Consider the following 24772-nt stretch of genomic DNA (forward strand, 5'->3'; position numbering starts at 1 on the left):
GTCACCGCGAAGTTACTGGTTGTGACTGGTCTGGACCGGCCGCGCCGGCGCTAAACCGTGTCGGCGGTCCGCGCGTGTCGGCGGTGAGCACCACCCACGATGTGGCGCTCTTCGGCAGCCGACCGCGCTCGGCGCCGCAGGCCGCCAAGGCATGCGGATAGCGCGAGGAGCCCCCGTTCGTCCACTGGAACAACCTGCTCGGCAGCGGCTCCTCGCGCACCCGGGGTGCGAAGGAGATCGGCGGCTGCTGAGCGCCCCGGCGTTCGATCCTGGGCCCGGAAGCAGCGGATCAGACGAGTGAAAGGGCGATGCCGTCCAGGATGTCGTGCTCGCTGACCACCAGCTCGGTCGGGCCGCCGCGGGCCGCGAACTGCTCGGCGAGGGTCTGGACCACCACGGCGCCGCCGCCGATCACGTCGACCCGGCCCGGGTGGATCACCGGGTTGGCCGCGCGGGTGGCGTGGTCGGCCGCGAGCAGCTCCGAGGCGAGCCGGTCGATGTCCGCGGGGCCGAGCTTGGACAGGTGGACGCGCTCGCTGTCGTACTCCGGCAGCCCGAGCGCGATGGCCGACAGCGTGGTCACCGTGCCCGCGACGCCCACCCACGTGCGAGCGCGCGACACGTCGACGACGTCGAACGCCTCGGTCAGCACCTTCCCGGCCAGGTCGCGCGCGGCGGTGATCTCCTCGGCGGTCGGCGGGTCGCTCTTGAGGGCGCGCTCGGTGATCCGGACGCACCCGATGTCGACGGACTTCGCGGCGAGCACCTCGGCCTTGCGGCCGTCCCAGGTGCCGAGGACGAGCTCGGTCGAGCCGCCGCCGACGTCGACCACGACGAACGGGCCGTCGTCCGGGTCCTGCTCCCCGACCGCGCCGGTGAACGACAGCCGGGCCTCCTCGTCCCCGCTGATCACCTCGGCCTCGGTGCCGAGGGTCTCGCGGGTCATGCGGAAGAACTCGTCGCGGTTGCTCGCGTCGCGGGTCGCGGACGTGGCGACCATGCGCACCTTCTCGGCGCCCTTGCGGCGGGCCGCGATCGTGTAGTCGGCTAGTGCGGCCCTCGTCCGCTCCAGGGCCTCCGGAGCGAGCTCGCCGGTGGCGTCGACACCCTGGCCGAGCCGGACGATCCGCATCTCGCGGTGCAGGTCGCGCAGGTCCACCGTGCCGTCGTGGCGCGGGGTCAGCTCGGCGACGAGCAGACGGATGGAGTTGGTCCCACAGTCGATCGCGGCAACACGAGGCATGAGATCACCCTAGCTGCCACGGGCTCCTCAGCTGGTGGGTGTCAGCGTGGTCGTGGTCAGGGTGGTCGACGTGCTGACCGAGGTGACGACCGCGCCGCAGCTCGGGGTCGGCGTGGTCGTCGGATCGCTGGGCGTGGTGTTGGGGCCGGGCGGAGTCGTCGTCGGGGACGGGACCGTGGTGACGCTGATCTCCGTCGTCGTGGTCGGCGTGGTCGTCGGCGGGGCGCACGGCTTCGACGTCGTCGGCACGGTCGACGTGCCGCCCGGCGTGGTCGTCGTCGGCGGAGCGCTCGCCGTCGTCGTGGGGACCGGCGGGGGCGGGACCGACGGCGGCGGGGGCCCCAGCGCCGCGTTGGGCGCGCCGATCGGGACCGTGCTGTCCGGGATCCGCATGATGCCGCTGCGGTACGCCTCGGCCCAGAGGATCACCGTGTTCACGTACGTGTCGGAGTTGTTGTAGCGGTAGATCGCGCCGCGCAGCTGGTCCGGGTTCGTCAGGTCGAAGCCGCCCGAGCAGAGGTAACGGCCGGTGGCCAGGGCCGCGTCGAAGATGTTGTTCGGGTCGGACTTGCCGTCGCCGTTGCCGTCGGAGGCGTAGCCGCGCCAGGTCCCCGGGATGAACTGGGTCGGGCCGACCGCGCGGTCCCACACCGGGTCCGTGTCGAGCAGGCCCTGGTCGGTGTCCGGGATCGCGGCGAAGCCGCCCTGGCCGTTGAGCTCGGGGCCGAGGATGGGCTCGCGCGTGGTGCCGTTCGCGTCGACGTAACCGCCGCGGGCGTGGTTGGACTCGATGCGGCCGATGCTGGCGATCAGGGCCCAGTCGATGTGGCACGCGGGCTGCTCGCGGCCGAGGATGTCGGCGGCGTTGTGGTACGCGGCGAGCGCGGTGGCCGGGACGCCGAGGGGGCCGTCGGGGAGCTCGTAGGCCGGCAGCGGCAGCGGGATGGGCGCGCCGGGGAGGGTGCCGTCGACGGCGATCTGCTGGAGGGCGGCGTGTCCGGGGTCGTAGCCCTGGCCGAGCGCGGCGTCGCGGGTGTGGTCACCGCTCCCGCCGAGCCAGCCGAGCGTGACCGCCCCGGCCACCAGCGCCGGGATCACCGCGAGGACCCCGGTGATCAGCGGGTACGCGCTGCGGTGGCGGATCCCGAATCTTCGGGTGTAGCTCCCGACTGCGTCAGGCAGTCGCCGCACGCGCATGACTCGAAACCCTCCTGGCCGGACCGGTCCCCACCCTCGGGTGACAGCCTGCCGTACCCGGGGCGCGGTTTCACCCCTTCGGGAGTCGGGATCTTCCCGGACCGGGGATTTAGCTCACCCAGACCAGTTATCTCCTCACCGCCCGCGTTCGTTACTCGGCACACTCTCCCGTGGGCCACCCGTTCGCCTTGAGGAGCGCCAGCGTCTCGTCACCGAACGGGTTCACCCCGGGACCGACCGCGAGCGAGTGGGCGACGTGCACGTGCAGGCACTTGACGCGCCCCGGCATGCCTCCGGCGGTGACCTGGTGGCCGAGCGGCTCGATCGCGTCCCGCTCGGCGAGGTACGTCTCGTGGGTGCGCTGGTACTGCGCGGCCAGCTCGGGATCGGTGGCGAGCCGCTCGGTCATCTCCTTCATGATCCCGGACGCCTCGATGGTGCCGATCATCGAATTCAGCTTCGGGCACGTGAGGTAGTAGAGGGTCGGGAACGGCGTGCCGTTCTCCAGCCGCGGGCTGGTCTGCACCACGGAGGGGTGCCCGCTCGGGCACCGCGCGGCCACGGCCCGCAGCGCCCGCGGCGGCCGCCCGAGCTGCTCCGCGATGATCTCGCGGTCGGCGTCGGTGACGGGCTCGAACCGGTGCTGCTGCGTGCTGTTCACGTGCTCAAGGTTAATGCGTGAGGCTCACCACCCGAGCCGGACCCCGAGCGCCCCAATGTGGCGTAACGCTAACCGCCGGAGACCTGGTTCCAGAGGTTGTCGTACCAGGAGCCGTCCGGGATCTGCTGCTGTCCCGACTGCGGGACCGTGTCCGGCGCCTTGTCCTCCGGCAGCTGGACGATGTACGGCGTCTCGCCCGGCTTGACGTACCGGAGCCGGCGGCGGGCCTCCGCCTCGATCTGCGCCGGGTCGCTCAGCTCGGCCTTGCGGCCCTGGAGCTGAGCGACCGTCTGCTGCAGCAACGCCTGCTGGGCCTGCTGCTGGCGGATTTCTGTCCGCTGGGAGAGGTAAGTGCGCAGCGGCACGGCGATGGTGAACGCCAGCGCGCACACCACGATCGCCACCACCGCCGCGCGGCGGGTGGTGGACATGCCGAGCACCTTCGCCGCACCCGACGCGCGCTTCTGGGCCAGACCCCGGCGGAGCCGGGCCCTGGTCGTCTCCGCGTCGCCGGTGCGTCGGGCCCGTGCCGCCTCGGGGCGGCGAGCCCGTGAAGACCCGCCGACCCGCGTGGCACCGCCACCGGCGGCGCGGCTGCCGCCCCGGCTGCGTGGTGCCCTCCCCCGGTCCGCCATGCTCAGCCCTCGGCGCTGAACCGCGGGAAGGCCAGCTCGCCGGCGTACCGGGCGGCGTCACCGAGGGTCTCCTCGATGCGCAGCAGCTGGTTGTACTTGGCGATCCGCTCGCCGCGGGCCGGGGCACCGGTCTTGATCTGGCCGACGCCGGTGGCGACCGCCAGGTCCGCGATGAACGTGTCCTCGGTCTCCCCGGAGCGGTGGCTCATCATCGACTTGTAGCCGAACGACGTGGCCAGCGAGATCGCGTCGAGCGTCTCGGAGAGGGTGCCGATCTGGTTGACCTTCACCAGCAGCGCGTTGGCGGCGCGGCGGGTGATGCCCTCCTCGAGCCGGTCCGGGTTGGTGACGAACAGGTCGTCGCCGACGATCTGGACCTTCTCGCCGATCTCGGCGGTCAGGGTGACCCAGCCGTCCCAGTCGTCCTCGCTCAGCGGGTCCTCGATGGACACCATCGGGTAGTCGCGGATCAGCTCGGCGTAGTACGCCGACATCTGCTCGGCGCTCTTCTTGCTGCCTTCGAAGGTGTACGCGCCGTCGGCGAAGAACTCCGTCGCGGCGACGTCCAGCGCGAGCGCGACGTCGCGGCCCGGCGCGTAGCCGGCCTTCTCGATGGCCTGCAGGATCAGGTCGAGCGCCTCGCGGTTGTTCGCCAGGTTCGGCGCGAAGCCGCCTTCGTCGCCCAGACCGGTCGAAAGGCCGCGGCCCTTCAGCACCGACTTCAGCGAGTGGTAGACCTCGGCGCCCCAGCGCAGGGCCTCGCGGAAGGTCTCCGCGCCGATCGGCGCGATCATGAACTCCTGGACGTCGACGTTGCTGTCCGCGTGCGAACCGCCGTTGAGGATGTTCAGCATCGGGACCGGCAGCACGTGCGCGTTCGGCCCGCCCAGGTAGCGGAAGAGCTCCAGCTCGGCCGACTCGGCGGCGGCCTTCGCGACGGCCAGCGAGACGCCGAGGATGGCGTTCGCGCCGAGGCGGGACTTCGCCGGCGTGCCGTCGAGGTCGACCAGCTTCTGGTCCACGATCCGCTGGTCGACGGCTTCGATGCCGACCATCTCCGGGCCGATCTCGTCGAGCACCGCGGCGACCGCGCGCTCGACGCCCTTGCCGTTGTAGCGGCCGGTGTCGCCGTCGCGGAGCTCGACCGCTTCGTGTTCGCCGGTGGACGCACCCGACGGGACCGCGGCCCGCGCCAGGGTGCCGTCGTCGAGAGCCACCTCCACCTCGACGGTCGGGTTGCCACGCGAGTCCAGAATCTCGCGCGCGCCTACCTGCTCGATGAGAGCCACGCCATGCTCCTCGGTGCGTCGTGCCTGTGCTTGATGCCGCCTCCGCGGGAAAGCGAACGTCGGCGGTGGTAACACGGCCAGCCTAGCCGTCGACGCAGTTCACTCGTTGGAGGACTCACCGCCCGCGCGGACCGCCTGCCAGCCCGGCGGCAGTTCGACCGTGTCGGACGTCTGCTGCCAGAACGTCCAGCTGTTGCCGCCGAGATCGGCGACGGTGAACACCCGCGCGCCGTAGGGCTGGTCCTGCGGCGGTTCGAGCTCGCCCTCCTCGCCGAGCGCCGCCTCGACCCGCTCGTGGCAGGCGTCGACGTCGTCCACGTACAGGATGTTGAGCTGGCCGACCGGACTGTCGACGCCCTTGGCCTGCCAGTAGCCCGGGCCGACGCCCGCGATCTGGATCCGGGCTTCGCCCGCGCGGAGCGTCGCCTGGAAGACCTCGCCCGCGGCGTCGCAGAAGCGGACCTCCTCGGTGAACCCGAAGACCCTGGTCAGCCAGGCGAGCGCCGTGGTGGCGTCGGCGTAGTAGAGGTAGGGCGCCAGGCCCCGGTACCCGCTGCTCATGGCGCCAGAGTCCATCACGTCCCGTTCACGGGCGTGTGTTAGCCCCTCTCCCGAGGTAAAGTCGGAGTGACCATGACGGACGCCGCAGCTGCTTCGCAGCCTCCCGAGGAGTCGCGGTTCCATGCCTTCCGCCAGGCCGAAGAGCTCGTCGGCCGCCGTCGCCCGCTCGACGCGCTGAAGGCGTTGCAACCGCTTCTGGAATCCGAAACGGACAAGCCGTCGGTGCACCTGCTGGCCGGCCGCGCGTACTTCCACTCGGCGCAGCTGCGTCGGGCCGAGCAGGCGCTGACCCGGGTGCTGGAGCTGGATCCGACGGACCACTACGCCCGGTTCCTGCTCGGCCGCACCCTGCAGCGCCTCGGCCGGTTCGTCGAGTCCCTGGCGCAGCTGAAGATCGCTTCGGCGATGAACCCGGTGCCGGAGTACCTGGAAGCGATCAGCGAGGTCAAGGCGCACATCGCTCTCCGGGACTGAAGTCCTCCGGAAGGACGACGACCAGGGCCGGACGACCGTACTTTCGGCTGATGTTCGCGGGCCCCTCGGCCGATCCGCGAACACCCCTCGCCGGGAGAAGCTGGTTCCAGACCGAACAGGGAGGAACCGGAAATGTCGATCTTCGCCACATTGGGTGCGTACGCCGGGCTGGTGCTGCTGGTGCTGATGGCCGTGACGCCGCTGTTCGCCGACCGCGAGCTCTGAGCGGCACCGGGCAGGTCTTGGCCGCCTGCCCGTTGCCGCTCAGGGTGCGACGCTCGCCTCCGCGTAGGCGTCCGCCGCGCTGAAGACGTCCTGGCCGTACGTCACGGCCGAGTTGTAGAACAGCACCGCGCGCCACCAGCCCGCCGGCGTGCCCAGGTCGTCGCCGCCGGAACACAGGTAGCGCGCCGCCGTGAAGGCCGCGTCGTCGACGTTCTGGGGGTCGGGCGTGCCCCCGTCGCCGTTGGCGCGCTCCTGGTACTTCTTCCACGTCGACGGCGGGAACTGCAGCGGGCCGATCAGGTGGTCCCACGACTTGTCGCCGTCGAGCTTGCCGCCGTCGGTGTCGTGCACCGCCGGGACGCCGGGTGAGCCGTCCAGCGGCGGGCCGACCACCGGCATCACCACGCGGCCGTCCGGCCGGATCGCCGAGAGGTCGAACTTCCCGCGCTCGGCCTCGACCCGGCCGATGCCCGCGAGCGTCGCCCACGAGAGGTGGCACGTCGGCTTCTGCCGCTGCATCCACATCTCCGCCCGGCCGTACGCCGAAACCACGCGCGCCGGGATGTGCGTCTTGTCCGCGACCCTGGCCGCCCACGCGTCGAGCTCGGCCTGGTCGGACACCGCCGGCCGGTCGACCGGCGCGGCGAGCCCGGCCCGCGGTGACTCCGCGCCGGGCTGCGGCCGCTGCTGCGGGATGGCCAGCGCCGGCTGGACCGGTGGCGGCACCAACTGCGGCTCGTTGGGGTTCCGGACGCCGATGGTGAGCACCAGGACCACGCCGGCGACCACCAGCACCACCGCGAGAGCCGCCCGGCCGAGATAGCGCCTCGGTGGACCGCCCGAGGGCGGCGAGTCCGGAGGTGTGACGGTCGGCTGAGCGGTATCGGCCACCCGAACAGGTTACGGAGCCACTCAAGAGGGACCTCGGTCGCCTGACCAGGCAAACGCAGGGTAAAAACCGGTCCGCTGCCAGCGACGTCACAGATTTTGTTATCGAGTCGACGCGCAGCACGCTGACCTGCGGTTACCCTAACCTAACTTCACCCGCCGGTCCCTTTTGCCCGGTTCCGCCGCCTCTCCCGGACGTGCGCTCACTGGACTTACAGGTGAGCCTTACCTAAAAACTTCACGGGGGCGGACGAAAACAGGAGGCGGACCGTTGTTGTTCTCGAGCGCGTTGATCGGGCTGCGTGAGGGCCTGGAGGCCGCGCTGGTCGTCAGCATCCTCGTGGCCTTCCTGGTCAAGACCGACCGGCGGCACGCGCTGCGCTGGGTGTGGCCCGGCGTCGGCGCCGCGGTGCTGCTGTCGGTCGCCGTCGGCGCCGTGCTCACCTACACGACCGCCCAGCTGTCGTTCGAGCACCAGGAGCTGCTCGGCGGCAGCCTGTCGATCGTCGCCGTCGTGTTCGTCACGGCGATGATCTTCTGGATGCGCAAGGCGTCCAAGAGCATCGCCGCCGAGCTGCGCGGGAAGATGGACGACGCGCTGGACGTCGGCCCGATGGCCGTGCTGCTGCTGTCCTTCCTCGCGGTCGGCCGCGAAGGCCTCGAGACCGCGGTGTTCTTCTACTCCGCCGTGCAGACCGCGCAGTCGAACACCGTGCAGCCGCTGGTCGGGTTCGCCGTCGGCATCCTCGTCGCGATCGTGCTGGCTTACCTGCTCTACCGCGGCGCCGTCCGGTTCAACCTGTCGAAGTTCTTCACGATCACCGGCGTGCTGCTGGTGTTCGTCGCCGCCGGCGTGCTCGGTTACGGCCTGCACGACCTGCAGGAGGCCGCGTTCCTGCCGGGCATCAACACCCTCGCCTTCGACGCCTCGGACGTGCTGCCGGAGACGTCCTGGTACGGCGCCCTGCTCAAGGGCATCCTCAACTACTCGCAGCAGACGACCGTGCTGCAGGCCGTCGCGTGGGTCGCCTACGTCGCCGTCGTGCTGCCCCTTTTCCTCAAGCCCAGCAAGAAGACCGCGCCGGCCCCCGCCGCCGCGGCCGCCTCGAAGGAGTGACCGTGCGCAAGACCCGCAGAACCCCGCTGGCCCTGGTGGCCGGCGCCGCCGCGCTGGTGACGCTCGCCGCGTGCGACAGCCAGGGCAGCACCGGGAACGAGACCTCCACGGCCGGCGGCCCGATCAAGGTCGAGGCGTCCGACAGCGCGTGCACCGTCTCCGCCAACACCGCCGCGGCGGGCAACGTGACCTTCGAGATCACCAACAAGGGCACCAAGGTCACCGAGTTCTACCTCTACGCCGAGGGCGACCGGATCGTCGGCGAGGTCGAGAACATCGCGCCCGGGCTCAACCGGCGCCTGATCGTCGAAGCCTCCGACGCCGGCAAGTACCAGACGGCGTGCAAGCCGGGCATGGCCGGCAACGGCATCCGCGGGGACTTCACCATCACCGGTGGCGCGGCGAAGCAGACCGACGCCGGCGCCCAGAAGGCCCAAGCCACCAAGAGCTACGCCGACTACGTCGCGAACAACACCACCGCGCTGGAGGAGGAGACGGGCAAGTTCGTCGACCTCGTCAAGGCCGGCCAGGTCGACGAGGCGAAGGCCGCGTACGCGCGCACCCGGACCTACTACGAGCGCATCGAGCCGGTCGCCGAGAAGTTCGGCGACCTGGACCCGGCCATCGACGTCCGCGAGGCCGACCTCGAGCAGGGTCAGCAGTTCACCGGGTTCCACCGGCTCGAGAAGGACCTGTACGTCACCGGCCTGAAGCCTGACAGCGCGCAGATCGCGGACAAGCTGCTCACCGACGTCAAGGACCTCGTCGCGAAGTCGAAGACGCTGCAGCTGACCGCGCTCGACCTGGCGAACGGCGCGAAGGGCCTGCTCGACGAGGTCGCCACCGGGAAGATCACCGGCGAGGAAGAGACCTTCTCGCACACTGACCTGTGGGACTTTCAGGCCAACGTGGACGGCTCGAAGGGCGCGATCGCTTCGTTGCGGCCGCTGCTGCAGGAGCGTGACGCCGCCCTCGTGTCCACTTTGGACAAGGAGTTCGCGAACGTGCAGGGCCTGCTCGACAAGACCCGCGCCGGGGACGGCTACAAGCTCTACAACCAGCTGTCCCAGGACGAGATCAAGGCGTTCGCCAGTGCCGTCGACGCGCTGAGCGAGCCGCTGAGCAAGGTTGCGGAGGTTGTGTCCAAGTGACCGAAGACGGCACCCGCGTCTCCCGTCGGAAGCTCTTCGGCCTGGCGGGAGCGGGTGTCGCGCTCGCCGGAGCCGGGGCCGCGGCGGGCATCGGGATCGACAAGGCGACGAGTGGCAACGCCGAGGCGTCGGTCAACACCGTCGACTTCCACGGCGAGCACCAGGCCGGGATCGTCACGCCGGCCCAGGCGAACCTGCACTTCGCCGCCTTGGACGTGACGACCACCGACCGCGAGAAACTGCGGCAGCTGCTCAAGACGTGGACCGACGCGGCCCGCCGGATGACGGCGGGCCAGGAGGTCGTCGCGAACGGCGCGGTCGGCGGCGGCGAGTTCGCCCCGCCGGGCGACACCGGCGAGGCTCTCGACCTGCCCGCGTCGCACCTGACGCTGACCATCGGCTTCGGGCCGTCGCTGTTCGACGGCCGCTTCGGCCTGGCGTCGAAGCGGCCGCCGCAGCTGATCGACCTGCCGCTGTTCCCGAAGGACAAGCTCGACCCGGCCCGCAGCGGCGGCGACCTGTGCATCCAGGCGTGCGCGGACGACCCGCAGGTCGCCGTGCACGCGGTGCGCAACCTGGTGCGGCTCGGCTTCGGCGTCACCGAGGTCCGCTGGTCGCAGCTCGGCTTCGGCCGCAGCTCGTCGACGTCGCGGGCGCAGCAGACACCGCGGAACCTGTTCGGCTTCAAGGACGGCACGAACAACATCAAATCCGAGGACACGGACTACCTGCGCGACCAGGTGTGGGCCACGGCGGCCGACGGGCAGGCCTGGATGGCCGGCGGCAGCTACCTGGTGGCCCGCCGGATCCGGATGCACATCGAGACGTGGGACCGCGAGACGCTCGACGGCCAGCAGAAGATCATCGGCCGCACGAAGGGCGTCGGGGCGGCGTTGGGTCAGCAGAACGAGTTCGACGAGATCGATCTGGAAGTCGGCGGCGCGGGCGGCGAGAAGCTGATCGCGGAGGACGCCCACGTCCGGCTGGCGTCGCACCAGGCGTTGAACGGGACGCGGATCCTGCGCCGCGGCTACAACTTCGTCGACGGCTCGGACGGTGTCGGGCACCTCGAAGCCGGGCTGTTCTTCCTGGCGTTCAACCGGGACACCCGCAAGCAGTACGTCCCGATGCAGCAGGCGCTGTCGGCGAAGGACGCGATGATGGAGTACGTCCAGCACACCGGCTCGGCGCACTTCGCGGTGCCGCCGGGCGTTTCGTCGACCGGCTCCTGGGGTGACGCCCTGTTTGCCTAAAGCCTTTAGGTTGATCTACACTCGCTTTAGGCAAAAGGGAGTGTAGTCATGGTTCGAGCTGGGCTGACCACGGAACGCGTCGTGCGCGCCGGGGCGGAGCTGGCCGATGAAGCCGGCTTCGAGCAGGTGACGCCGTCGGAGCTGGCGCGGCGGTTCGACGTCAAGGTCGCGAGCCTGTATTCGCACGTCAAGAACGCGCACGACCTGAAGACGAAGATCGCCCTGCTCGCGCTGGAGGAGCTCGCCGACCGGGCCGCCGCCGCGCTGGCCGGGCGGGCGGGTCGCGACGCGCTCGTGGCCTTCGCCGACGTCTACCGCGACTACGCCCGGGAGCACCCGGGCCGGTACGCCGCCGCGCAGTTCCGGCTCGATCCGGAGACCGCCGCCGCGAGCGCCGGGGGCCGGCATTCTCAGATGATGCGCGCGATCCTGCGTGGTTACGACCTCACCGGGCCGGACGACACACACGCCGTCCGGCTGCTGGGCAGTGTCTTCCACGGGTACGTCGACCTGGAGTCCCAGGGCGGCTTCGACCACAGCTCCCCCGCCTCGCAGGAGTCCTGGACCCGGATCCTCGCCGTGCTCGACACCCTTCTTCGCGATTGGCCGACCTCTTGATCACGACACCCGTCACCGCCTCACTGGTTCGCGGCGCCCTCGAACTCGAAACCACCGAACTCGGCCTGGTGCCGCACCGGCTGCCGGCGCGGGCCCGGGAGCAGAACACCGACCCGCGCCTCGCGATGGCCGAGGCGCAGCCCGCGGGCGTCCGGTTGCGGTTCCGGACCCGGGCCGACGTCGTCGAGCTGGAAACCCGGCCCACGAAGCTGGTCTACGCGGGGGCCCCGCCGCGCCCGGACGGCGTCTACGACCTGCTCGTCGACGGCCGGCTCGCACAGTCGGGCGTGGTCGAGGGCGGCCGCACCTTGACCGTCGACCCGCTCACCGGCAACGGCTCGCCGGCCGACGGGCCGGCCGGCGCCGTCCGGTTCGCCGGGCTGGGCACCGACCCCAAGGACGTCGAGATCTGGTTGCCGCACAACGAGATCACCGAGCTGGTGGCCCTGCGCACCGACGCGCCGGTCGAGGCCGCGCCGTCGCCCGGCCGGGTCTGGCTGCACCACGGCAGCTCGATCAGTCACGGCTCGAACGCGGCGAGCCCGTCGGCCACCTGGCCCGCGCTCGCCGCGACCGCCGCGGGTGTGGACCTGGTGAACCTCGGGTTCAGCGGCAACGCGCTGCTCGACCCGTTCACCGCCCGCGCGCTGCGGGACACCCCGGCCGACCTGATCAGCGTCAAGCTCGGCATCAACGTGGTCAACGCCGACCTGATGCGCCTGCGCGCGTTCGGCCCGGCCGTGCACGGGTTCCTCGACACCATCCGCGACGGCCACCCGGACACGCCACTGCTGGTCGTCTCGCCGATCCTCTGCCCGATCCACGAGCAGACGCCCGGGCCCGGGGACTTCGACCACGAGGCGCTGGCCGCCGGGCAGGTGCGGTTCCGGGCCACCGGTGACCCCGCCGAGACGGCCGCGGGCAAGCTGACGCTGGAGGTCGTCCGGAGCGAGCTGGCGCGGATCGTGTCGGCTCGCCGCGATCCGGACCTGCACTACCTCGACGGCCGCGCGCTGTACGGCGAAGCGGACTTCGCGGAGTTCCCGCTGCCGGACAACCTGCACCCGGACCCCGCGGCCCACCGCCGCATCGGCGAGCGGTTCACGAAGCTCGTGTTCGCGGATGGCGTCTTCGCTTGACTTCAAGCTCGCTTGAAGTTGAATGCTGGGCGCATGTTCACCGAAGCAGAGCTCGCGTACCTCGCCGGCCAGCCCCTGGGCCGGCTGGCGACGGCCCAGCCCGACGGCAAGCTCCAGGTCAACCCGGTCGGCTTCCGCTACAACCCGGACGAGAAGACCGTCGACGTCACCGGGCACAACCTGCGCACCAGCAAGAAGTTCCGCAACATCGCGACGAACGACCGGGTCGCCTTCGTCGTCGACGACCTCCCGTCGACGAACCCGTGGCGCGTCCGCTGCCTGGAGATCCGCGGCCGCGCCGAGGCACTGGTCGGCGTCAACCTCCCGGACAACCACTTCGACGACGCGGTGATCCGCATCCACCCGGAGCGGATCCTCGCCTTCGGCGTCGAGGACTGGGACCGGGAACCGCTGGAACTGGAAACGAACATCCGCAACGTCTGACGGCCGGCGGTGCGGGCACTGGGGGTGCCCGCACCGCCGGGTCACGACAGGGTGCCGCAGGCGGCGCGGGTGCACCACACCTGGTGGACGCCGACGTAGTCGTCGATGGACAGGATCGCGTAGACCTTCTGGACGCCGCCCGGGATGTTGCTGGAGAGCGGGTCGTCCTGCCAGGTGACGGTCTCGCCGGCGTTGGCGGAATGGCACTTCGCGGTGCCAGTGTCGTTATTGCCGTTGACGCCCCATTAGCAGACCCGGCGCAGGCCGCTCGCCGCGTGGAGCGAGCCGGAGATGTAGATCGTGCGGCCGCCGGTCCAGGTGACGACCCCCTTGGTCTGGGTGGCGCCGTAGGTCATGGTCCAGCCATCCCGGCCGCTTGGGCGGCGGTGGTTCCGGTGAGCAGGGTGGCGGCGACCGCGGCGACGGCCGGCAAGGATTTGAGTACGCGCAACGAAGTTCCTTTCCGGGGGCGGAGTTCCCCGTGACTCGGCGGAACCGGTCATGCGGCATCCGCGTCCGGCTGCCGTATCCACGCCCGACGGCGGCTTTCGGTTGAGCCGCCGAGGGAAACCCGCTAGCGGCGACCACCCCAACCCGTGTAGGCCACCACTCCCGCCGCCCCCAGGGCCGCCGCCGTCCACGTGGCGGCGGGGGCGCCCGGTGGCTGCAGCATCCACCCCACGATGTGACTCGTCGTCGAGCCGTCGTTCTGGACGAACGGGGTGATCGCCGCCCAGAGCAGCGGGAGCGTCCAGCCGAACTGGCCGCCCGCGAGCGTCGCCGCCAGGCCGGCCAGGCCCAGCAGGCCCGCCGTGTCGCGCAGGATGATCAACAAGTCGACAACGGCCGGGCCCAGCTCCTGGACCGCCAGCACCGCACCACCGGCCGCGAGGCCGATCAGCGCCAGGTGCGCGAGCCGGCGGACCGGCCACGGCAGCGCCGCGGTCCGGTCGAGGTCGGGGTCCTGGCCGCTGAGCCCGATCGCCGCCACCGCGATCCCCGCCGTCAGCGTCAGCATGACCGGCACCGGCGACCACGAGCCGCGCGCCACGAACCACAGCACGGCCGTGGCCACCACCAGCGCCGCGAACGCCGCCGGGAGCTGTCTCGACCGGGCGTACAGCGTCGCCCACCTCATCGCAGCGCTCCCGGCACCAGCGTGTCGAGCGGGTCGCCTTGGCAGGTCAGCAGTACGTGCCGGAGCGCGACGATCCGCGCGAACTGGACGTCCGCCGGGAGCGCGCGGAACTTCTGCCACGCCTGATCGAGCCGCCCGGACTCCTGGCGGAACCAGCCGCCGTCGTACTCGGGTAGCTGCTTCAGCTCGCCGGTGAAGTACGCCGCCGCGATCATGCGGCCGCCCAGATCGGACAGATCGCCGTAACTCGGCCGTACACACGCGGGCAGCCCGGCGCCCGACAGCACCGCCGCCCGCAGGGCGCTCGCGTCCGCCGTGAGCAGGTCGTCGTTGAGCTGGAAGTCCAGGTAGACGACACCGGGATCACGAGGGGGCGGGTCGGCGAGGGGGGTCGGTGACGTCCGCTCCTCGATCCGGGTGGGCGCGCCGGGCAGCCTCGCCAGCATCGCCAGCGCTTCCCGCCCCGGCCCGGCCAGCGCGGCCAGCCTGTCCTCGTGCGCCCGGCTGACGCAGATCGGGCCGTCGCAGAGCTTCTCAGCGATGCTGTCCGCGGCCAGGAGCCCGTCGGCGGAAGCCGGGAAGACCGGCAGGGCGATCGCCGCCCCGGCCACCGCCGGCAGCAGGCCCAGGACCCGGGCCCGCGCGGAATTCGCGGCCAGCAGCAGGAAGCCCGTCGCCGCGAGGCCCGCGAACCACATCACCTGCCCGAGGTCCACCGAGGTCGCGGTTGTCGTCAGCATGCCCCGTGGCTCCCCGAGAACCGGCGTCAGCAGTCCGAATCGGCTGTACGAGACCGCCGCGCTCCCCTCGAGCGACGTCCAGGCCAGCACCGACACGGCCATCGTCAGCACGGCCAGCGCGGGCGCGGTCAGCGGGTGGGGCAGCAGCCGCCCGATCGCCAGGCCGATCCAGCTCCCCGCCATGACGGCGAGCAGGCCGACGAAGAGGACCGGCAGGAAGCTCGCGGACACGAACCCGCCGTGCCCGAGCACCTCGGCCAGGCCGACGGCGAACACCACCACGACCCCGAGCGCGCTCAGCGCCCCCACGGCACCGGCCAGCCGCAGCGCCCGGTGCCGGCCCGGCCGGGACGTCGTGGACAACAGCTCGACCATGCCGGAGCGGCTGTCGCGCATGCCCTGGATCGCCCCGGCGCCGACGGCGATCGGCCACAGGAACACCAGCAGGAACCGCAGCCACAGCGCGGTGGTCGTCGTGTTCCCCGTCCACGGCGCCGGCACTTTCCACCACGGGCCGGACAGCAGGAACAGGAACCCGAGCGCGACGACGACCAGCGCCAGCCCGGCCCAGGGCGCGATGGTGCGCCGGAGCTCGATGCGGAAGACCATCACCACGCCCCCTTGCCCGGCTCGTGGTTCAGCAGCGCCGAATACCCGCGCTCGATCGGGCTGTCGCCGACGTGGTCCGGCGTCCCGGCCGCGGCCAGTTCGCCGGGGGTGCCCTGGAAGACCAGCTTGCCCGCGTCGAACAGCACGACGTCGGAGCAGGCCGTGGCGACGTCTTCGACCAGGTGCGTCGAGATCAGCACGCACGAGTCCTGGCCCAGCTCCTGGACGAGCTCGCGGAACCGGACGCGCTGCGCCGGGTCGAGGCCGGCCGTCGGCTCGTCGAACAGCAGGATGTCCGGGTCGTTGACGATCGCCTGGGCGATCCCGACGCGCCGGACCATGCCGCCGGACAGCGTCTTCATCCGGTCGTCGGCGCGGTCGGCCAGCCCGACCCGCTCCACCGCGCGCTGCACCGCACCCGGGATGCCGGCCTTCGGCACCTCCTTGAGCCACGCCAGGTATTCGACGAACTCGCGGACCGTGAACCGCTTGTAGTACCCGAAGTTCTGCGGCAGGTAGCCGATCCGGCGGCGCAGGCCGCGCTGCCCGGTGCGCTCCCCGGCCGGTGCACCGAGCAACGACAACCGGCCTTCCGCCGGCCGGAGCACCGTCGCCAGTGCCCGGATCAGCGTCGTCTTGCCCGCGCCGTTGGGCCCGAGCAAGCCGTGCACCCCCTTGCCGAGGGACAGGTCGACCCCGTCCACGGCCATCTTCCGACGCCCCACCCGCACCTTGAGCCCCTCGGCCTGGATCTCCCAGGCGTAGGCCGTTGGCGCGATCTCGGCGGCCCCGACAGCACGCATTTCTTCCTCCCTAGTTGCCCACGCCGAGCCGGGTGAAGGCGCCCTTGTGCAGGGCGACCACCACCGTCGTCAGCGCGAAGACCGCCGCCCACACCGGCACCGCGCCGGTCGTGAGCGCAAACGTTTGCTGCTGGGTCACCACGGACGGCAGCACCACCAGCGCGACCCAAGCCGCGATCAGCGCGTACGCCGCCCGGGTGACCCCGATCAGCCCGCCCAGCGCGAGCGTGCCGGTGGTGTAGGCCAGGCTCGGCAGCAGCCAGAGCGCGACGCCGGTCCCGGTCAGCCAGCCGGCGACGCCGAGCACCGGCAGCACGACGAACAGCACCGCCACCGTCCGCCGCGCGATCAGGTACAGCCCGGCCCGCGGGGTCGAGACGACGACCTCGTACGCCGGGTCGAGCCCCCGCGCCCACGACGCGGCGACCCCCAGCACCGGCAGCACCGGGGCGAACAGCTGCACCGCCGTCGCGTCGAACACCGTGTGCCAGACCTGGTCGAACACCACCGCGAGCAGCGTGAGCAGCACGATCATCGCCAGCCACGGCACCATCACCGGGGTGACCCAGGTCGACAGCCACCGCCGCTTCGGATGCCGGACCGGACGCGGGTGCGCGGGTGCGCTCGGCAGCTCGATGTCCACCGCGAGCCGCGACCAGACCAGGTCCACCACCGGCTGCATCGGCGTCAGCGCGGCCAGCCTCGCCCGGCACTGCGCGCAGGCCTCGAGGTGCGCTTCGAGGCCCCAGAGCTGGTCACCGGGGAGGTCGTCACCCGCCGCGTACCCGGTGATGAGCCGGTCCGACGCATGGTTCATGACAGTGCCTCCCGCATCGCGATCCGCGCCCGGCGGGCCCGGGTCTTGACGGTTCCTTCCGGCAGTCCGAGCAGGACGGCGGTCTCCCGGACGGTCAGCCCGTCGAGCACCATCGCCTGCAGCACCGCTCGCAGTTCGGGCGCGAGGTCGCGCAGCGCGTCACCGACGTCGTCGCCGACCGCCGCCGCCAGCGCCTCTTCCTCGGCGCCCGGCACCGGCGCGGCGTCGAGCGCCATCACCGGTGGCGGCTGCGCGTGGTGCGCCCGCCGGCGGAACGCGTCGACCAGCCGCCGCACCGCGATCGTCCACACCCAGCCGACCGCGGAGCCGCCGGTCGCGGCGCCCGCGAACGACCCCGCCGCGCGCCAGACGGCCAGGTACGTCTCCTGCATGACCTCGGCGACGACCTGCTCGTCCGCGCACCGGCGGCGCAGGCGCACGGCCAGCCAGGGCGACGTGCGGCGGTAGAGCTCCTCGAACGCCGCGCGGTCGCCCTTGGCCGTGCGCCGGACGAGGTGCTCCTCGTCAGCGTCCTCCAGTGGCTTCGTCCTCACACCAGGGAAGACGCCGGATGATCGGATTCGGTTCTCACCCGACTGTGTGCTGCGTCACACGAGCTTTCGCCGAGAAAGATACGTGGACGACGGGTTCGGACGCATCTTTTCCGGGGAAAGTGGCGTCAGTCGCGGGTGGGCCAGAACTTGCGCCAGCCGTCCGCCTCGAGGGTTGTCGGCTCGAGGCCGGCGTCGCGCGCGGCCTGCTCGGCGGCGCGGATCTCGAGTGCGAACTCCTTCGCCAGCGCCCGCAGCTCACCTTCGGCGTCGACGCCCGCGCGGCGGGCCGTGGCGGCGATGCGGAACAGCTGCGCGGCGGCGTTCGTGCCCTCAGGAAAGAGGTCGAGCGGGATGCCGGCGCGGCCGCTGCGCTGCCCGAGCTTGCCCGCCAGCGCGACCGCGGGCTGACCGAGCGCCACACCGTCCACAATGGACTTACGCTGCTTCTCGCGCTGCTTCAGCTCTTCCCACTTGAGCTCCTGGTGCTCGGCCGTGCGCACCTCGTCGGCGTCGGCGAAGACGTTCGGGTGCCGGCCGACCAGCTTCTCGACGAGCGCCGCGGCGACGTCGTCGATGCCGAACGGGTCGTCGGCGTCCTCGGCGGCGACGCGGGCGTGGAAGAGCACCTGGAGCAGCACGTCGCCGAGTTCCTCGCGCAGGGCCTCGCGATCACCGTCTTCGATCGCGTCCAGCAGCTCGTAGGTCTCCTCGACCAGGTACTGCCGCAGCGACTCGTGCGTCTGGACGGCGTCCCACGGGCAGCCGCCGGGCGAGCGCAGCCGGTCCATCACGTCCGCGGCCTCGACCAGCGGCGGGACCGGGGTGTCGATCACCCGCGCGCCGGTCGCGATGAGCAGCGACGCGGCGGGCTCGTCGCGGGACGTCGCGAGCAGCACGATGTCCTTCAGCGACGACGCCGACGTCACGGCCGGGACCCCGAACACCTCGGGGTCGACGTCCGTGGCCGCGTAGACGGCGGTGGACTCGCGCAGGATCTTCAGCGCCGCGGCGGACAGGGTCGCCCCGCGGATGACCACGACGACGCCGGTGGTCACTGCTGCTTGGAAGCACCCGAGGACAGCACGAGGCCCTGGGCGGCGTCCTGGTTCGGCACGACGGTCAGGCCGACGACGTCCCACACGCCGTAGCGCGGGTTGACGCGCACACCAAGCCGGTCGAAGTACGGCTGCAGCTGCCGCATGCCGATGGCGCCCTTGGTGGCGGGGTCGAGCGACTGGGGCTGCTCCGTGGCGACCGGCTTGTCGTCCGCGCGCTGCCGGACGACGGCGACGAACCACGTGCCCTGCTGGTTCGGGTACGGGAAGACCGCGACGGTGCCGGCCGCGGAGCCGAAGATCGGGGTCGCGGCGAGCACCCCGGCCTGCGCCGCCGGCAGCACGACGCCGAGCCCGGTGAGCGGCGGGATGGAGTCGACGTTCTGGCCCTGCGAGGCCGCCTGCTGCCGCAGCGACTGCTCGTACTGGTTGTCGCCGCCGATGCGCTTCGTCGCGGCCGCGGGGTCGGCGGCGAACTGCCGGCCGAGGTCGTAGGCCGCCTTCTGCGCGGCGGGACCCTGGGGCGGTTCCTGGCCGTCGGAAGTCGGGAGCGAACCGATCGACGTGTAGTCGAACGTGACCGCCAGGTTCGGCATGGTCTTGTCGGCCAGCGCCTGCGCGAGGTTGGCGTCGGTCAGCTCCTCGCGGTGGTCCCGCGCCCGGGTCGCCACCTGGCTGACCGCCTGGGCCTCGTTGGCCGAGTTCGCCGGCACCGGGCCGGTGAGGGGGTCCTTCGCCAGCTGGGCGTCGATCTGCCCGTAGTTGGGCGAAATGCCCTCCTGCTGCGCGGCCTTCATGAGCAGCTCGTGCAGCACGAGCTGGCCGACGAACGCCCGGCCGAGCAGGTCGAGCTTGTGCTCGGAGGCCAGCTTCTGCGCGTACGGGTGCTCGCGGACGGCCTTGTCGATCAGGTTCTGCACCTGGTCGATGGAGATCGAGGTGTCACCGACGATCGCGGCACTGCCGACCTGACTGGGGCCCGTGCCGCACCCGGCGAGCAGAACAGCTCCGGCAACAACCGCGACCAGCGCGCGAGGGCGCCCCATGATCCGCATCACAGCGCATACCCTCTCACACCATCGCACCCGAAACGCAACACCGGTGCGGTGTCGGCGGGCGTAACGTCCATGACATGGACCACTGGCTGACCATCGAGGTCTTCGATGGCGAGTCCACGGCTACGTTGTGGCGCCTCGCCCGCGGTGACGCACTGACCGAAGCAGCACTGACCAACGGCGCCGAGCAGTGGGTGTGGCACGAACACCGCTGGGGCGTCGTACTGGAGATCGAATTCCGTTCCGAGGAAAGCCGGGACGCGTTCCGGACGCTGCCGGTCGTGACGGCGGCGCTGGACGCGGTGCCGGACCCGGCACGCGGACTGCTCGTGTACCCGGGACGCGGTGGTGGTGCGGGAGCACGTAAACCGCGCAGGCCACGGCCGCTGCCGATGGCGGGCGCCGGAGCGGTTCCGGTGCCGGTGGAGCAGGTGCGGATGGGGCTGGCGGAGCCGATGCCGCCGATGTTCAGCGAAGTCGGCTGACCGCCGGGCGGCGTTTCCCGGACAACGCCGCCCTTTCCCGTGCCCCCGCTACGAAACCGGCGCCGGTTTCTTCGTCAGCTGCGTCAACAGCTTCGTGCACCAGTCAAGCAGTTCCTCGTCGCGCAGCGTCGGGGCGCCGATCCGGCCGCCCGCGGGACCTTCCGTGGGCTTCGGGACGGACACCGTGTTCGTCACGGCCTTGAACATCGCCTTCGGGTACAGCCGCTTCAACCGCACCATCTGCGAGTCCTGCAACGGCAGCGGCGCGAACCGGATGGTGTTGCCCTGGACGGCCACCTCCGTCACGCCCGCGGCGCGGCACGTGTGCCGGAACCTCGCCACCGCCAGCAGCCGGTTGACCGGCGCCGGCGGCTGGCCGTAGCGGTCGATCAGCTCCTCGCGCACCGCGTCCAGGCCCGCGGTGTCCGGCGCCGCCGCGATCTTGCGATAAGCCTCCAGGCGCAACCGCTCGCCCGGCACGTAGTCGTGCGGGAGGTGGGCGTCGATGGGGAGGTCGACGCGGACGTCGGCCATCTCCTCGTCCTCCGTCGGCTCGGCACCCGCGTGCTTCCGGAACGCGTCGACCGCTTCGCCGACCAGCCGCACGTACAGGTCGAAGCCGACCCCCGCGATGTGGCCGGACTGCTCCGCGCCCAGGATGTTGCCCGCACCGCGGATCTCCAGGTCCTTCATCGCGACCGCCATGCCCGCGCCCAGCTCGGTGTTCTGGGCGATCGTGGCGAGACGGTCGTGGGCCGTCTCGGTCAGCGGCGCCTCCGGCGGGTACAGGAAGTACGCGTACCCGCGCTCACGCCCGCGCCCGACGCGGCCGCGAAGCTGGTGCAGCTGCGCGAGACCGAGCAGGTCACCGCGCTCGACCAGCAGGGTGTTCGCGTTCGAGATGTCGAGACCGGTCTCGACGATCGTGGTGCACACCAGGACGTCGTACTCGTTTTCCCAGAAGCCCTGGATGATCTTCTCGAGCTTGTCCTCGTTCATCTGGCCGTGCGCGGTGACGACCCGCGCCTCCGGCACCAGCTCCCGGATGTGCCGCGCGGCCTTCTCGATCGACGAAACGCGGTTGTGGACGTAGAAGACCTGGCCGTCACGCAGCAGCTCACGGCGGATCGCGGCGCCGACCTGCTTGTCGTCGTACGAGCCGACGTAGGTCAGGATCGGGTGCCGGTCTTCCGGGGGCGTCAGGATCGTCGACATCTCGCGGATGCCGGCCAGCGACATCTCGAGCGTGCGCGGGATCGGCGTCGCCGACATCGTCAGGACGTCGACGTGCGTGCGCAGCGACTTGATGTGCTCCTTGTGCTCGACGCCGAAACGCTGCTCCTCGTCGACGATCACGAGACCCAGGTCCTTGTAGCGGATGCCCGTCTGCAGCAGGCGGTGCGTGCCGATGACGATGTCGATCTCGCCGCTGGCCAGCTGCTCCAGGGTCGCGTCGGTCTCGCTCTTGGCGGAGAACCGCGACAGGCCGCGGATCTTCACCGGGAACGACTGCATCCGCTCGGTGAAGGTGTTGAGGTGCTGCTGGGCGAGCAGCGTGGTCGGGACGAGCACCGCGACCTGCTTGCCGTCCTGCACCGCCTTGAAGGCCGCGCGCACGGCGATCTCGGTCTTGCCGTACCCGACGTCGCCGCAGATCACGCGGTCCATCGGGACCCCGCGCTCCATGTCGCTCTTGACCTCGTCGATCGCGGCGAGCTGGTCGTTGGTCTCGGTGAACGGGAAGGCGTCCTCGAGCTCGCTCTGCCACGGCGTGTCCGGGCCGAACGCGTGCCCGGGCGCGGCCTGGCGCGCGGCGTAGAGCTGCACCAGCTCGGCCGCGATCTCCTTGACCGCCTTCTTGGCCCGTGCCTTGGTGTTCTTCCAGTCCGAGCCGCCGAGCTTGTTCAGCGTCGGCAGCTCGCCGCCGACGTACTTGGACACCTCGTCGAGCTGGTCGGTCGGCACGAACAGGCGGTCGCCCGGGTGCCCGCGCTTGGACGAGCCGTACTCCAGCAGCAGGTACTCGCGGGTCGCGCCGGCGACGGTGCGCTGCACCATCTCGACGAACCGGCCGATGCCGTGCTGCTCGTGCACGACGTAGTCGCCGTTCTTGAGCGCCAGCGGGTCGACGGCGTTGCGCCGCCGGGACGGCATCTTGGTCGTGAGGTCCTTTGTGGACGTTCCGGCGCCGGAGCCGCGGCCGGTCAGGTCCGCCTCGGTGAGCACGACCAGGGCGCGCTCCGGCGAGATGAAGCCGTCGGTCAGGCCGCCGCAGGTGACCGTGACGACGCCCGGTGCCGGTGCGCTCACCAGGCCGTCGCCCGCCAGGGTCGCCGGGACGTCGGCGGCCGAGAACTGCTCGACCGCGCGCGACGCGGTGCCGTGGCCGGCGACGACGAGCACCGCGGTGCCGCCCGACGCGATGTGCGCGCGCAGGTCCGTCGTCGCGCGTTCGAGCTCGCCGCGGTACGCCGGCGCGGACTCGATCGAGACGCGGTAGACGTCGGGGTCTTCGCTGGTCAGCTGGGTGAGCGTCCACCAGGCGCGCTTGGTGTCCTGCGCGTGGGACGCGATCTCGTCGAGCCCGCGGTAAGCGGACGCGCCGAGGTCGATCGGGGCCTGGCCGCCCGCCGCGGCCGTCGTCCAGGAGGCTTCGAGGAACTCCTGGCCGGTGCGGACGAGGTCGGCGGCGCGGGCGCGGATCTTCTCCGGGTCGGTGAGCAGCACGTGGGCGCCGACCGGCATCGCGTCGGTGAGCAGCTCCAGCTCGCCTTCGCAGAGCACCGGGATGAGCGCCTCCATGCCTTCGACGGGGATGCCGTCGGCCAGCTTGGTGAGCATCTCGGCCAGGTGGGCGTCGGCCTCGTACGTCTTCGCCAGCTCCGCGGCCTTCTCCCGGACCGGCGGGGTGAGCAGCAGCTCACGGCACGGCGGCGCGGTGACGCGCGGGATCTCGCCGGGCAGCGACCGCTGGTCGGAGACGGCGAACGCGCGGATCTCGCTGACCTCGTCGCCCCAGAACTCGATCCGGACCGGGTGCTGCGCGGTCGGGCCGAACAGGTCGAGGATGCCGCCGCGGACGGCGAACTCGCCGCGCTTCTCGACCATGTCGACGCGGGTGTAGGCCAGCTCGACCAGCCGTTCCAGCAGGGCGTCGAAGCTCTGCTCCTCGCCGACGACCAGGTCGACGGGGGCCAGCGAGCCCAGGCCGGGGGCCATCGGCTGGATCAGGCTCCGGACGGTGGCGACGACGACGCGCAGGTCGTCGTCGCCCGTCTTCAGCCGGTGGAGCACCTCCAGGCGCCGCCCGACGGTGTCGGCGCGGGGTGAGAGCCGCTCGTGGGGCAGCGTCTCCCAGGAGGGGAAGTCGGCGACCCGGCCTTTACCGAGGAGGGCGCCCAGCGCCGCGGTCAGCTCGTCGGCCTCGCGGCCGGTGGCGGTCACGGTGAGCACGGGTTTCCCGGCACCGTCGTCACTGGCGAGGGCGGCGGCGACGAGCTGCCGCGCGGCGATCGGCCCTTGGAGTTCGAGCAGCGGCGCACCGGCGCGCTCGACCACTCCGCGCAGGGCCGGGTCGGGCAGGATGGCGGTGAGGAGTCCGGACAGTGGAGCGTCGGTCACGGTCCCAGCCTACGTGCCACCCCCGACACATTTCCGGTCACCGCTGGCCGCGGAGGTGCTCCGCCAGCTCCGCGAGCCGCGGCAGCTGCTCGTCGAAGACCTTCGGCTCGGTGCTCGCGACGCGCAGCAGCACGTGCTCCACCCCGTCGTACGCGCGCAGCTGCGCGGCCACCTCCGCGACCGTGCCCGTGACCTGCATCTGGATCCGCTGGACGAACTCCGGCGGCATGCCGTAGTTGCGCCGGCAGTACTCCTCCAGCAGCACCCGCCCGCGCTCGGCGTCGTCCTCGATCAGGACCGTCGCGAACAGCGCCGGGGTCACCGGGCGGACCGCCGACGACCGGATGGTGGCCAGCCCCGAGACGTAGTCCGCCGGGTCCGGCGGGTAGGGCAGCCAGCCGTCGTACCGGCGTCCGGCGCGCTCCAGGGCCGCCGGGGTGTGCGCCGCCAGCCACACCGGCGGACCACCCGGCCGGGACGGCGCCGGGAAGACGGGCAGCGAGTCGTAGTCCAGCACCGGCCCGTGGAACGACGACGCGCCGCTCCACGCGGCCCGCCACAGCGCGACGATGTCGTCCAGCCGCGCCCGGCGCCGCGCCCACGGGACACCCGCGAACGCGAACTCCGGCTCGCTCCGCCCGGTGAACCCGGCACCGACCGCCACCGTGAGCCGTCCGCCGCTCAGCAGGTCGATACCGAGCAGCTGGTTCGCCGTGAGAATCGGGTTCCGCAACGCCGGGAGCAGCGACGCCGTCCCGAGCGTGACGCGGGACGTGCGCGCGGCGAACGCGCCCAGGATGGTCAGCGCGTCGATCGGGGCGCGGGCGAGCGTGTCGCCCACCCAGACGGAGTCGAGGCCGAGCCGTTCGGCCTCGACGGCGGTCTCGACCAGCTCGGGCGCGGTCCGCCCGGCGTCGAGGATGGGCTGGTAGGTCGGTACGACCAGGCCGTAGTTCGTCATGCCGCCAGCCTCGCCGCGCCCGCGGTATGCGCTCAATTC

At 71.7% G+C, this 24772-nt stretch carries 24 protein-coding genes; 8 read left to right on the forward strand and 16 right to left on the reverse strand.

Translation table 11 applies throughout. The features are described 5' to 3' along the window. Positions 1-289 precede the first annotated feature (289 nt). The 6 genes from ACGFMK_RS00125 to ACGFMK_RS00150 all read right to left on the reverse strand — a co-directional run bounded on the left by ACGFMK_RS00125 (position 290) and on the right by ACGFMK_RS00150 (position 5586). Positions 290-1243, reverse strand: coding sequence for an exopolyphosphatase (locus ACGFMK_RS00125; protein WP_392755537.1), 954 nt, complete (start codon positions 1241-1243; stop codon positions 290-292). Positions 1244-1270: 27 nt separating this feature from the next. Beyond that, positions 1271-2440 carry a lytic transglycosylase domain-containing protein gene (locus ACGFMK_RS00130; RefSeq protein ID WP_392755539.1) on the reverse strand — a complete coding sequence of 390 codons (1170 nt, stop codon included), beginning with the start codon at positions 2438-2440 and terminating at the stop codon, positions 1271-1273. 151 nt (positions 2441-2591) lie between these two features. Further along, positions 2592-3101: a DUF501 domain-containing protein gene (locus ACGFMK_RS00135; protein WP_392755542.1), complete on the reverse strand. Its 510-nt coding sequence runs from the start codon at positions 3099-3101 to the stop codon at positions 2592-2594. 68 nt (positions 3102-3169) lie between these two features. Next, positions 3170-3532: a septum formation initiator family protein gene (locus tag ACGFMK_RS00140; RefSeq protein ID WP_392755545.1), complete on the reverse strand. Its 363-nt coding sequence runs from the start codon at positions 3530-3532 to the stop codon at positions 3170-3172. Between the two features lie 206 nt (positions 3533-3738). After that, complete coding sequence (eno, locus tag ACGFMK_RS00145; RefSeq protein WP_247018364.1) at positions 3739-5025, reverse strand: phosphopyruvate hydratase; 1287 nt, start codon at positions 5023-5025, stop codon at positions 3739-3741. A gap of 99 nt (positions 5026-5124) precedes the next feature. Continuing rightward, positions 5125-5586 carry a VOC family protein gene (locus ACGFMK_RS00150; RefSeq protein WP_392755549.1) on the reverse strand — a complete coding sequence of 154 codons (462 nt, stop codon included), beginning with the start codon at positions 5584-5586 and terminating at the stop codon, positions 5125-5127. Between the two features lie 72 nt (positions 5587-5658). Between ACGFMK_RS00150 and ACGFMK_RS00155 the strand changes: the two genes are divergently transcribed. After that, complete coding sequence (locus ACGFMK_RS00155) at positions 5659-6060, forward strand: tetratricopeptide repeat protein (protein WP_392755552.1); 402 nt, start codon at positions 5659-5661, stop codon at positions 6058-6060. A gap of 264 nt (positions 6061-6324) precedes the next feature. On the opposite strand, the gene ACGFMK_RS00160 is transcribed toward ACGFMK_RS00155, so the two are convergent. Continuing rightward, positions 6325-7074: a murein transglycosylase gene (locus tag ACGFMK_RS00160; RefSeq protein WP_392757507.1), complete on the reverse strand. Its 750-nt coding sequence runs from the start codon at positions 7072-7074 to the stop codon at positions 6325-6327. 370 nt (positions 7075-7444) lie between these two features. Here ACGFMK_RS00160 and efeU point away from each other — a divergent pair, with 370 nt between their 5' ends. From efeU to ACGFMK_RS00190, 6 genes are read left to right on the forward strand one after another with little or no spacing between them, the layout of a single operon-like run. Beyond that, a complete protein-coding gene (efeU, locus tag ACGFMK_RS00165; protein ID WP_392755555.1) occupies positions 7445-8290 on the forward strand; it encodes an iron uptake transporter permease EfeU in 846 nt (281 codons plus the stop codon). Next, positions 8287-9441: an iron uptake system protein EfeO gene (gene efeO, locus ACGFMK_RS00170; protein ID WP_392755557.1), complete on the forward strand. Its 1155-nt coding sequence runs from the start codon at positions 8287-8289 to the stop codon at positions 9439-9441. The genes efeU and efeO overlap by 4 nt, the downstream gene beginning before the upstream one ends. Further along, a complete protein-coding gene (gene efeB / locus ACGFMK_RS00175; RefSeq protein WP_392755561.1) occupies positions 9438-10694 on the forward strand; it encodes an iron uptake transporter deferrochelatase/peroxidase subunit in 1257 nt (418 codons plus the stop codon). The genes efeO and efeB overlap by 4 nt, the downstream gene beginning before the upstream one ends. Positions 10695-10742: 48 nt before the next feature. Continuing rightward, positions 10743-11312 carry a TetR/AcrR family transcriptional regulator gene (locus ACGFMK_RS00180; protein WP_392755564.1) on the forward strand — a complete coding sequence of 190 codons (570 nt, stop codon included), beginning with the start codon at positions 10743-10745 and terminating at the stop codon, positions 11310-11312. Further along, positions 11309-12451 (forward strand): SGNH/GDSL hydrolase family protein, encoded by a 1143-nt coding sequence (locus ACGFMK_RS00185; protein ID WP_392757513.1) that lies wholly within the window; start codon positions 11309-11311, stop codon positions 12449-12451. Before ACGFMK_RS00180 ends, ACGFMK_RS00185 begins: the two co-directional genes overlap by 4 nt. 33 nt (positions 12452-12484) lie before the next feature. Next, the gene (locus tag ACGFMK_RS00190; protein ID WP_392755566.1) at positions 12485-12895 is read left to right on the forward strand and encodes a PPOX class F420-dependent oxidoreductase; all 411 of its coding nucleotides are present in this window, start codon (positions 12485-12487) and stop codon (positions 12893-12895) included. A 574-nt stretch (positions 12896-13469) separates the two neighbouring features. Here ACGFMK_RS00190 and ACGFMK_RS00195 read toward each other — a convergent pair. The 7 genes from ACGFMK_RS00195 to ACGFMK_RS00225 all read right to left on the reverse strand — a co-directional run bounded on the left by ACGFMK_RS00195 (position 13470) and on the right by ACGFMK_RS00225 (position 19657). After that, a complete protein-coding gene (locus ACGFMK_RS00195) occupies positions 13470-14033 on the reverse strand; it encodes a hypothetical protein (protein WP_392755569.1) in 564 nt (187 codons plus the stop codon). Then, on the reverse strand, positions 14030-15382 hold the full coding sequence (locus ACGFMK_RS00200; protein WP_392755571.1) for a hypothetical protein: 1353 nt from the start codon (positions 15380-15382) through the stop codon (positions 14030-14032). The genes ACGFMK_RS00195 and ACGFMK_RS00200 overlap by 4 nt, the downstream gene beginning before the upstream one ends. Next, the gene (locus ACGFMK_RS00205) at positions 15382-16185 is read right to left on the reverse strand and encodes an ABC transporter ATP-binding protein (protein WP_392755573.1); all 804 of its coding nucleotides are present in this window, start codon (positions 16183-16185) and stop codon (positions 15382-15384) included. The genes ACGFMK_RS00200 and ACGFMK_RS00205 overlap by 1 nt, the downstream gene beginning before the upstream one ends. Positions 16186-16195: 10 nt before the next feature. Then, positions 16196-17002 carry an anti-sigma factor family protein gene (locus ACGFMK_RS00210; protein WP_392755576.1) on the reverse strand — a complete coding sequence of 269 codons (807 nt, stop codon included), beginning with the start codon at positions 17000-17002 and terminating at the stop codon, positions 16196-16198. Further along, a complete protein-coding gene (locus tag ACGFMK_RS00215; protein WP_392755578.1) occupies positions 16999-17556 on the reverse strand; it encodes an RNA polymerase sigma factor in 558 nt (185 codons plus the stop codon). The genes ACGFMK_RS00210 and ACGFMK_RS00215 overlap by 4 nt, the downstream gene beginning before the upstream one ends. Positions 17557-17681: 125 nt before the next feature. Further along, complete coding sequence (locus ACGFMK_RS00220; RefSeq protein ID WP_392755581.1) at positions 17682-18611, reverse strand: MazG family protein; 930 nt, start codon at positions 18609-18611, stop codon at positions 17682-17684. Continuing rightward, positions 18608-19657 (reverse strand): hypothetical protein, encoded by a 1050-nt coding sequence (locus ACGFMK_RS00225; protein WP_392755584.1) that lies wholly within the window; start codon positions 19655-19657, stop codon positions 18608-18610. Before ACGFMK_RS00225 ends, ACGFMK_RS00220 begins: the two co-directional genes overlap by 4 nt. Before the next feature lie 86 nt (positions 19658-19743). Between ACGFMK_RS00225 and ACGFMK_RS00230 the strand changes: the two genes are divergently transcribed. Next, positions 19744-20151 (forward strand): hypothetical protein, encoded by a 408-nt coding sequence (locus ACGFMK_RS00230; protein ID WP_323323659.1) that lies wholly within the window; start codon positions 19744-19746, stop codon positions 20149-20151. Between the two features lie 48 nt (positions 20152-20199). On the opposite strand, the gene mfd is transcribed toward ACGFMK_RS00230, so the two are convergent. Both mfd and ACGFMK_RS00240 read right to left on the reverse strand, forming a co-directional pair. Beyond that, a complete protein-coding gene (gene mfd / locus ACGFMK_RS00235; protein ID WP_392757516.1) occupies positions 20200-23757 on the reverse strand; it encodes a transcription-repair coupling factor in 3558 nt (1185 codons plus the stop codon). Positions 23758-23809: 52 nt separating this feature from the next. Beyond that, positions 23810-24733 (reverse strand): LLM class flavin-dependent oxidoreductase, encoded by a 924-nt coding sequence (locus ACGFMK_RS00240; RefSeq protein WP_392755586.1) that lies wholly within the window; start codon positions 24731-24733, stop codon positions 23810-23812. Positions 24734-24772: the final 39 nt, after the last annotated feature.

Source organism: Amycolatopsis sp. NPDC049252 (genome assembly GCF_043197175.1).
Classification (GTDB): domain Bacteria; phylum Actinomycetota; class Actinomycetes; order Mycobacteriales; family Pseudonocardiaceae; genus Amycolatopsis.

Excerpts from the sequence above, each read along its gene's own strand:
- ACGFMK_RS00200 (WP_392755571.1), bottom strand. The coding sequence starts at position 15,382 with ATGGTCTTCCGCATCGAGCTCCGGCGCACCATCGCGCCCTGGGCCGGG.
- ACGFMK_RS00205 (WP_392755573.1), bottom strand. The coding sequence starts at position 16,185 with ATGCGTGCTGTCGGGGCCGCCGAGATCGCGCCAACGGCCTACGCCTGG.
- ACGFMK_RS00225 (WP_392755584.1), bottom strand. The coding sequence starts at position 19,657 with ATGGGGCGCCCTCGCGCGCTGGTCGCGGTTGTTGCCGGAGCTGTTCTG.
- ACGFMK_RS00195 (WP_392755569.1), bottom strand. The coding sequence starts at position 14,033 with ATGAGGTGGGCGACGCTGTACGCCCGGTCGAGACAGCTCCCGGCGGCG.
- ACGFMK_RS00125 (WP_392755537.1), bottom strand. The coding sequence starts at position 1,243 with ATGCCTCGTGTTGCCGCGATCGACTGTGGGACCAACTCCATCCGTCTG.
- ACGFMK_RS00180 (WP_392755564.1), top strand. The coding sequence starts at position 10,743 with ATGGTTCGAGCTGGGCTGACCACGGAACGCGTCGTGCGCGCCGGGGCG.
- ACGFMK_RS00155 (WP_392755552.1), top strand. The coding sequence starts at position 5,659 with ATGACGGACGCCGCAGCTGCTTCGCAGCCTCCCGAGGAGTCGCGGTTC.
- ACGFMK_RS00130 (WP_392755539.1), bottom strand. The coding sequence starts at position 2,440 with ATGCGCGTGCGGCGACTGCCTGACGCAGTCGGGAGCTACACCCGAAGA.
- ACGFMK_RS00150 (WP_392755549.1), bottom strand. The coding sequence starts at position 5,586 with ATGAGCAGCGGGTACCGGGGCCTGGCGCCCTACCTCTACTACGCCGAC.
- ACGFMK_RS00240 (WP_392755586.1), bottom strand. The coding sequence starts at position 24,733 with ATGACGAACTACGGCCTGGTCGTACCGACCTACCAGCCCATCCTCGAC.
- ACGFMK_RS00190 (WP_392755566.1), top strand. The coding sequence starts at position 12,485 with ATGTTCACCGAAGCAGAGCTCGCGTACCTCGCCGGCCAGCCCCTGGGC.
- ACGFMK_RS00140 (WP_392755545.1), bottom strand. The coding sequence starts at position 3,532 with ATGTCCACCACCCGCCGCGCGGCGGTGGTGGCGATCGTGGTGTGCGCG.
- ACGFMK_RS00210 (WP_392755576.1), bottom strand. The coding sequence starts at position 17,002 with ATGAACCATGCGTCGGACCGGCTCATCACCGGGTACGCGGCGGGTGAC.
- ACGFMK_RS00230 (WP_323323659.1), top strand. The coding sequence starts at position 19,744 with ATGGACCACTGGCTGACCATCGAGGTCTTCGATGGCGAGTCCACGGCT.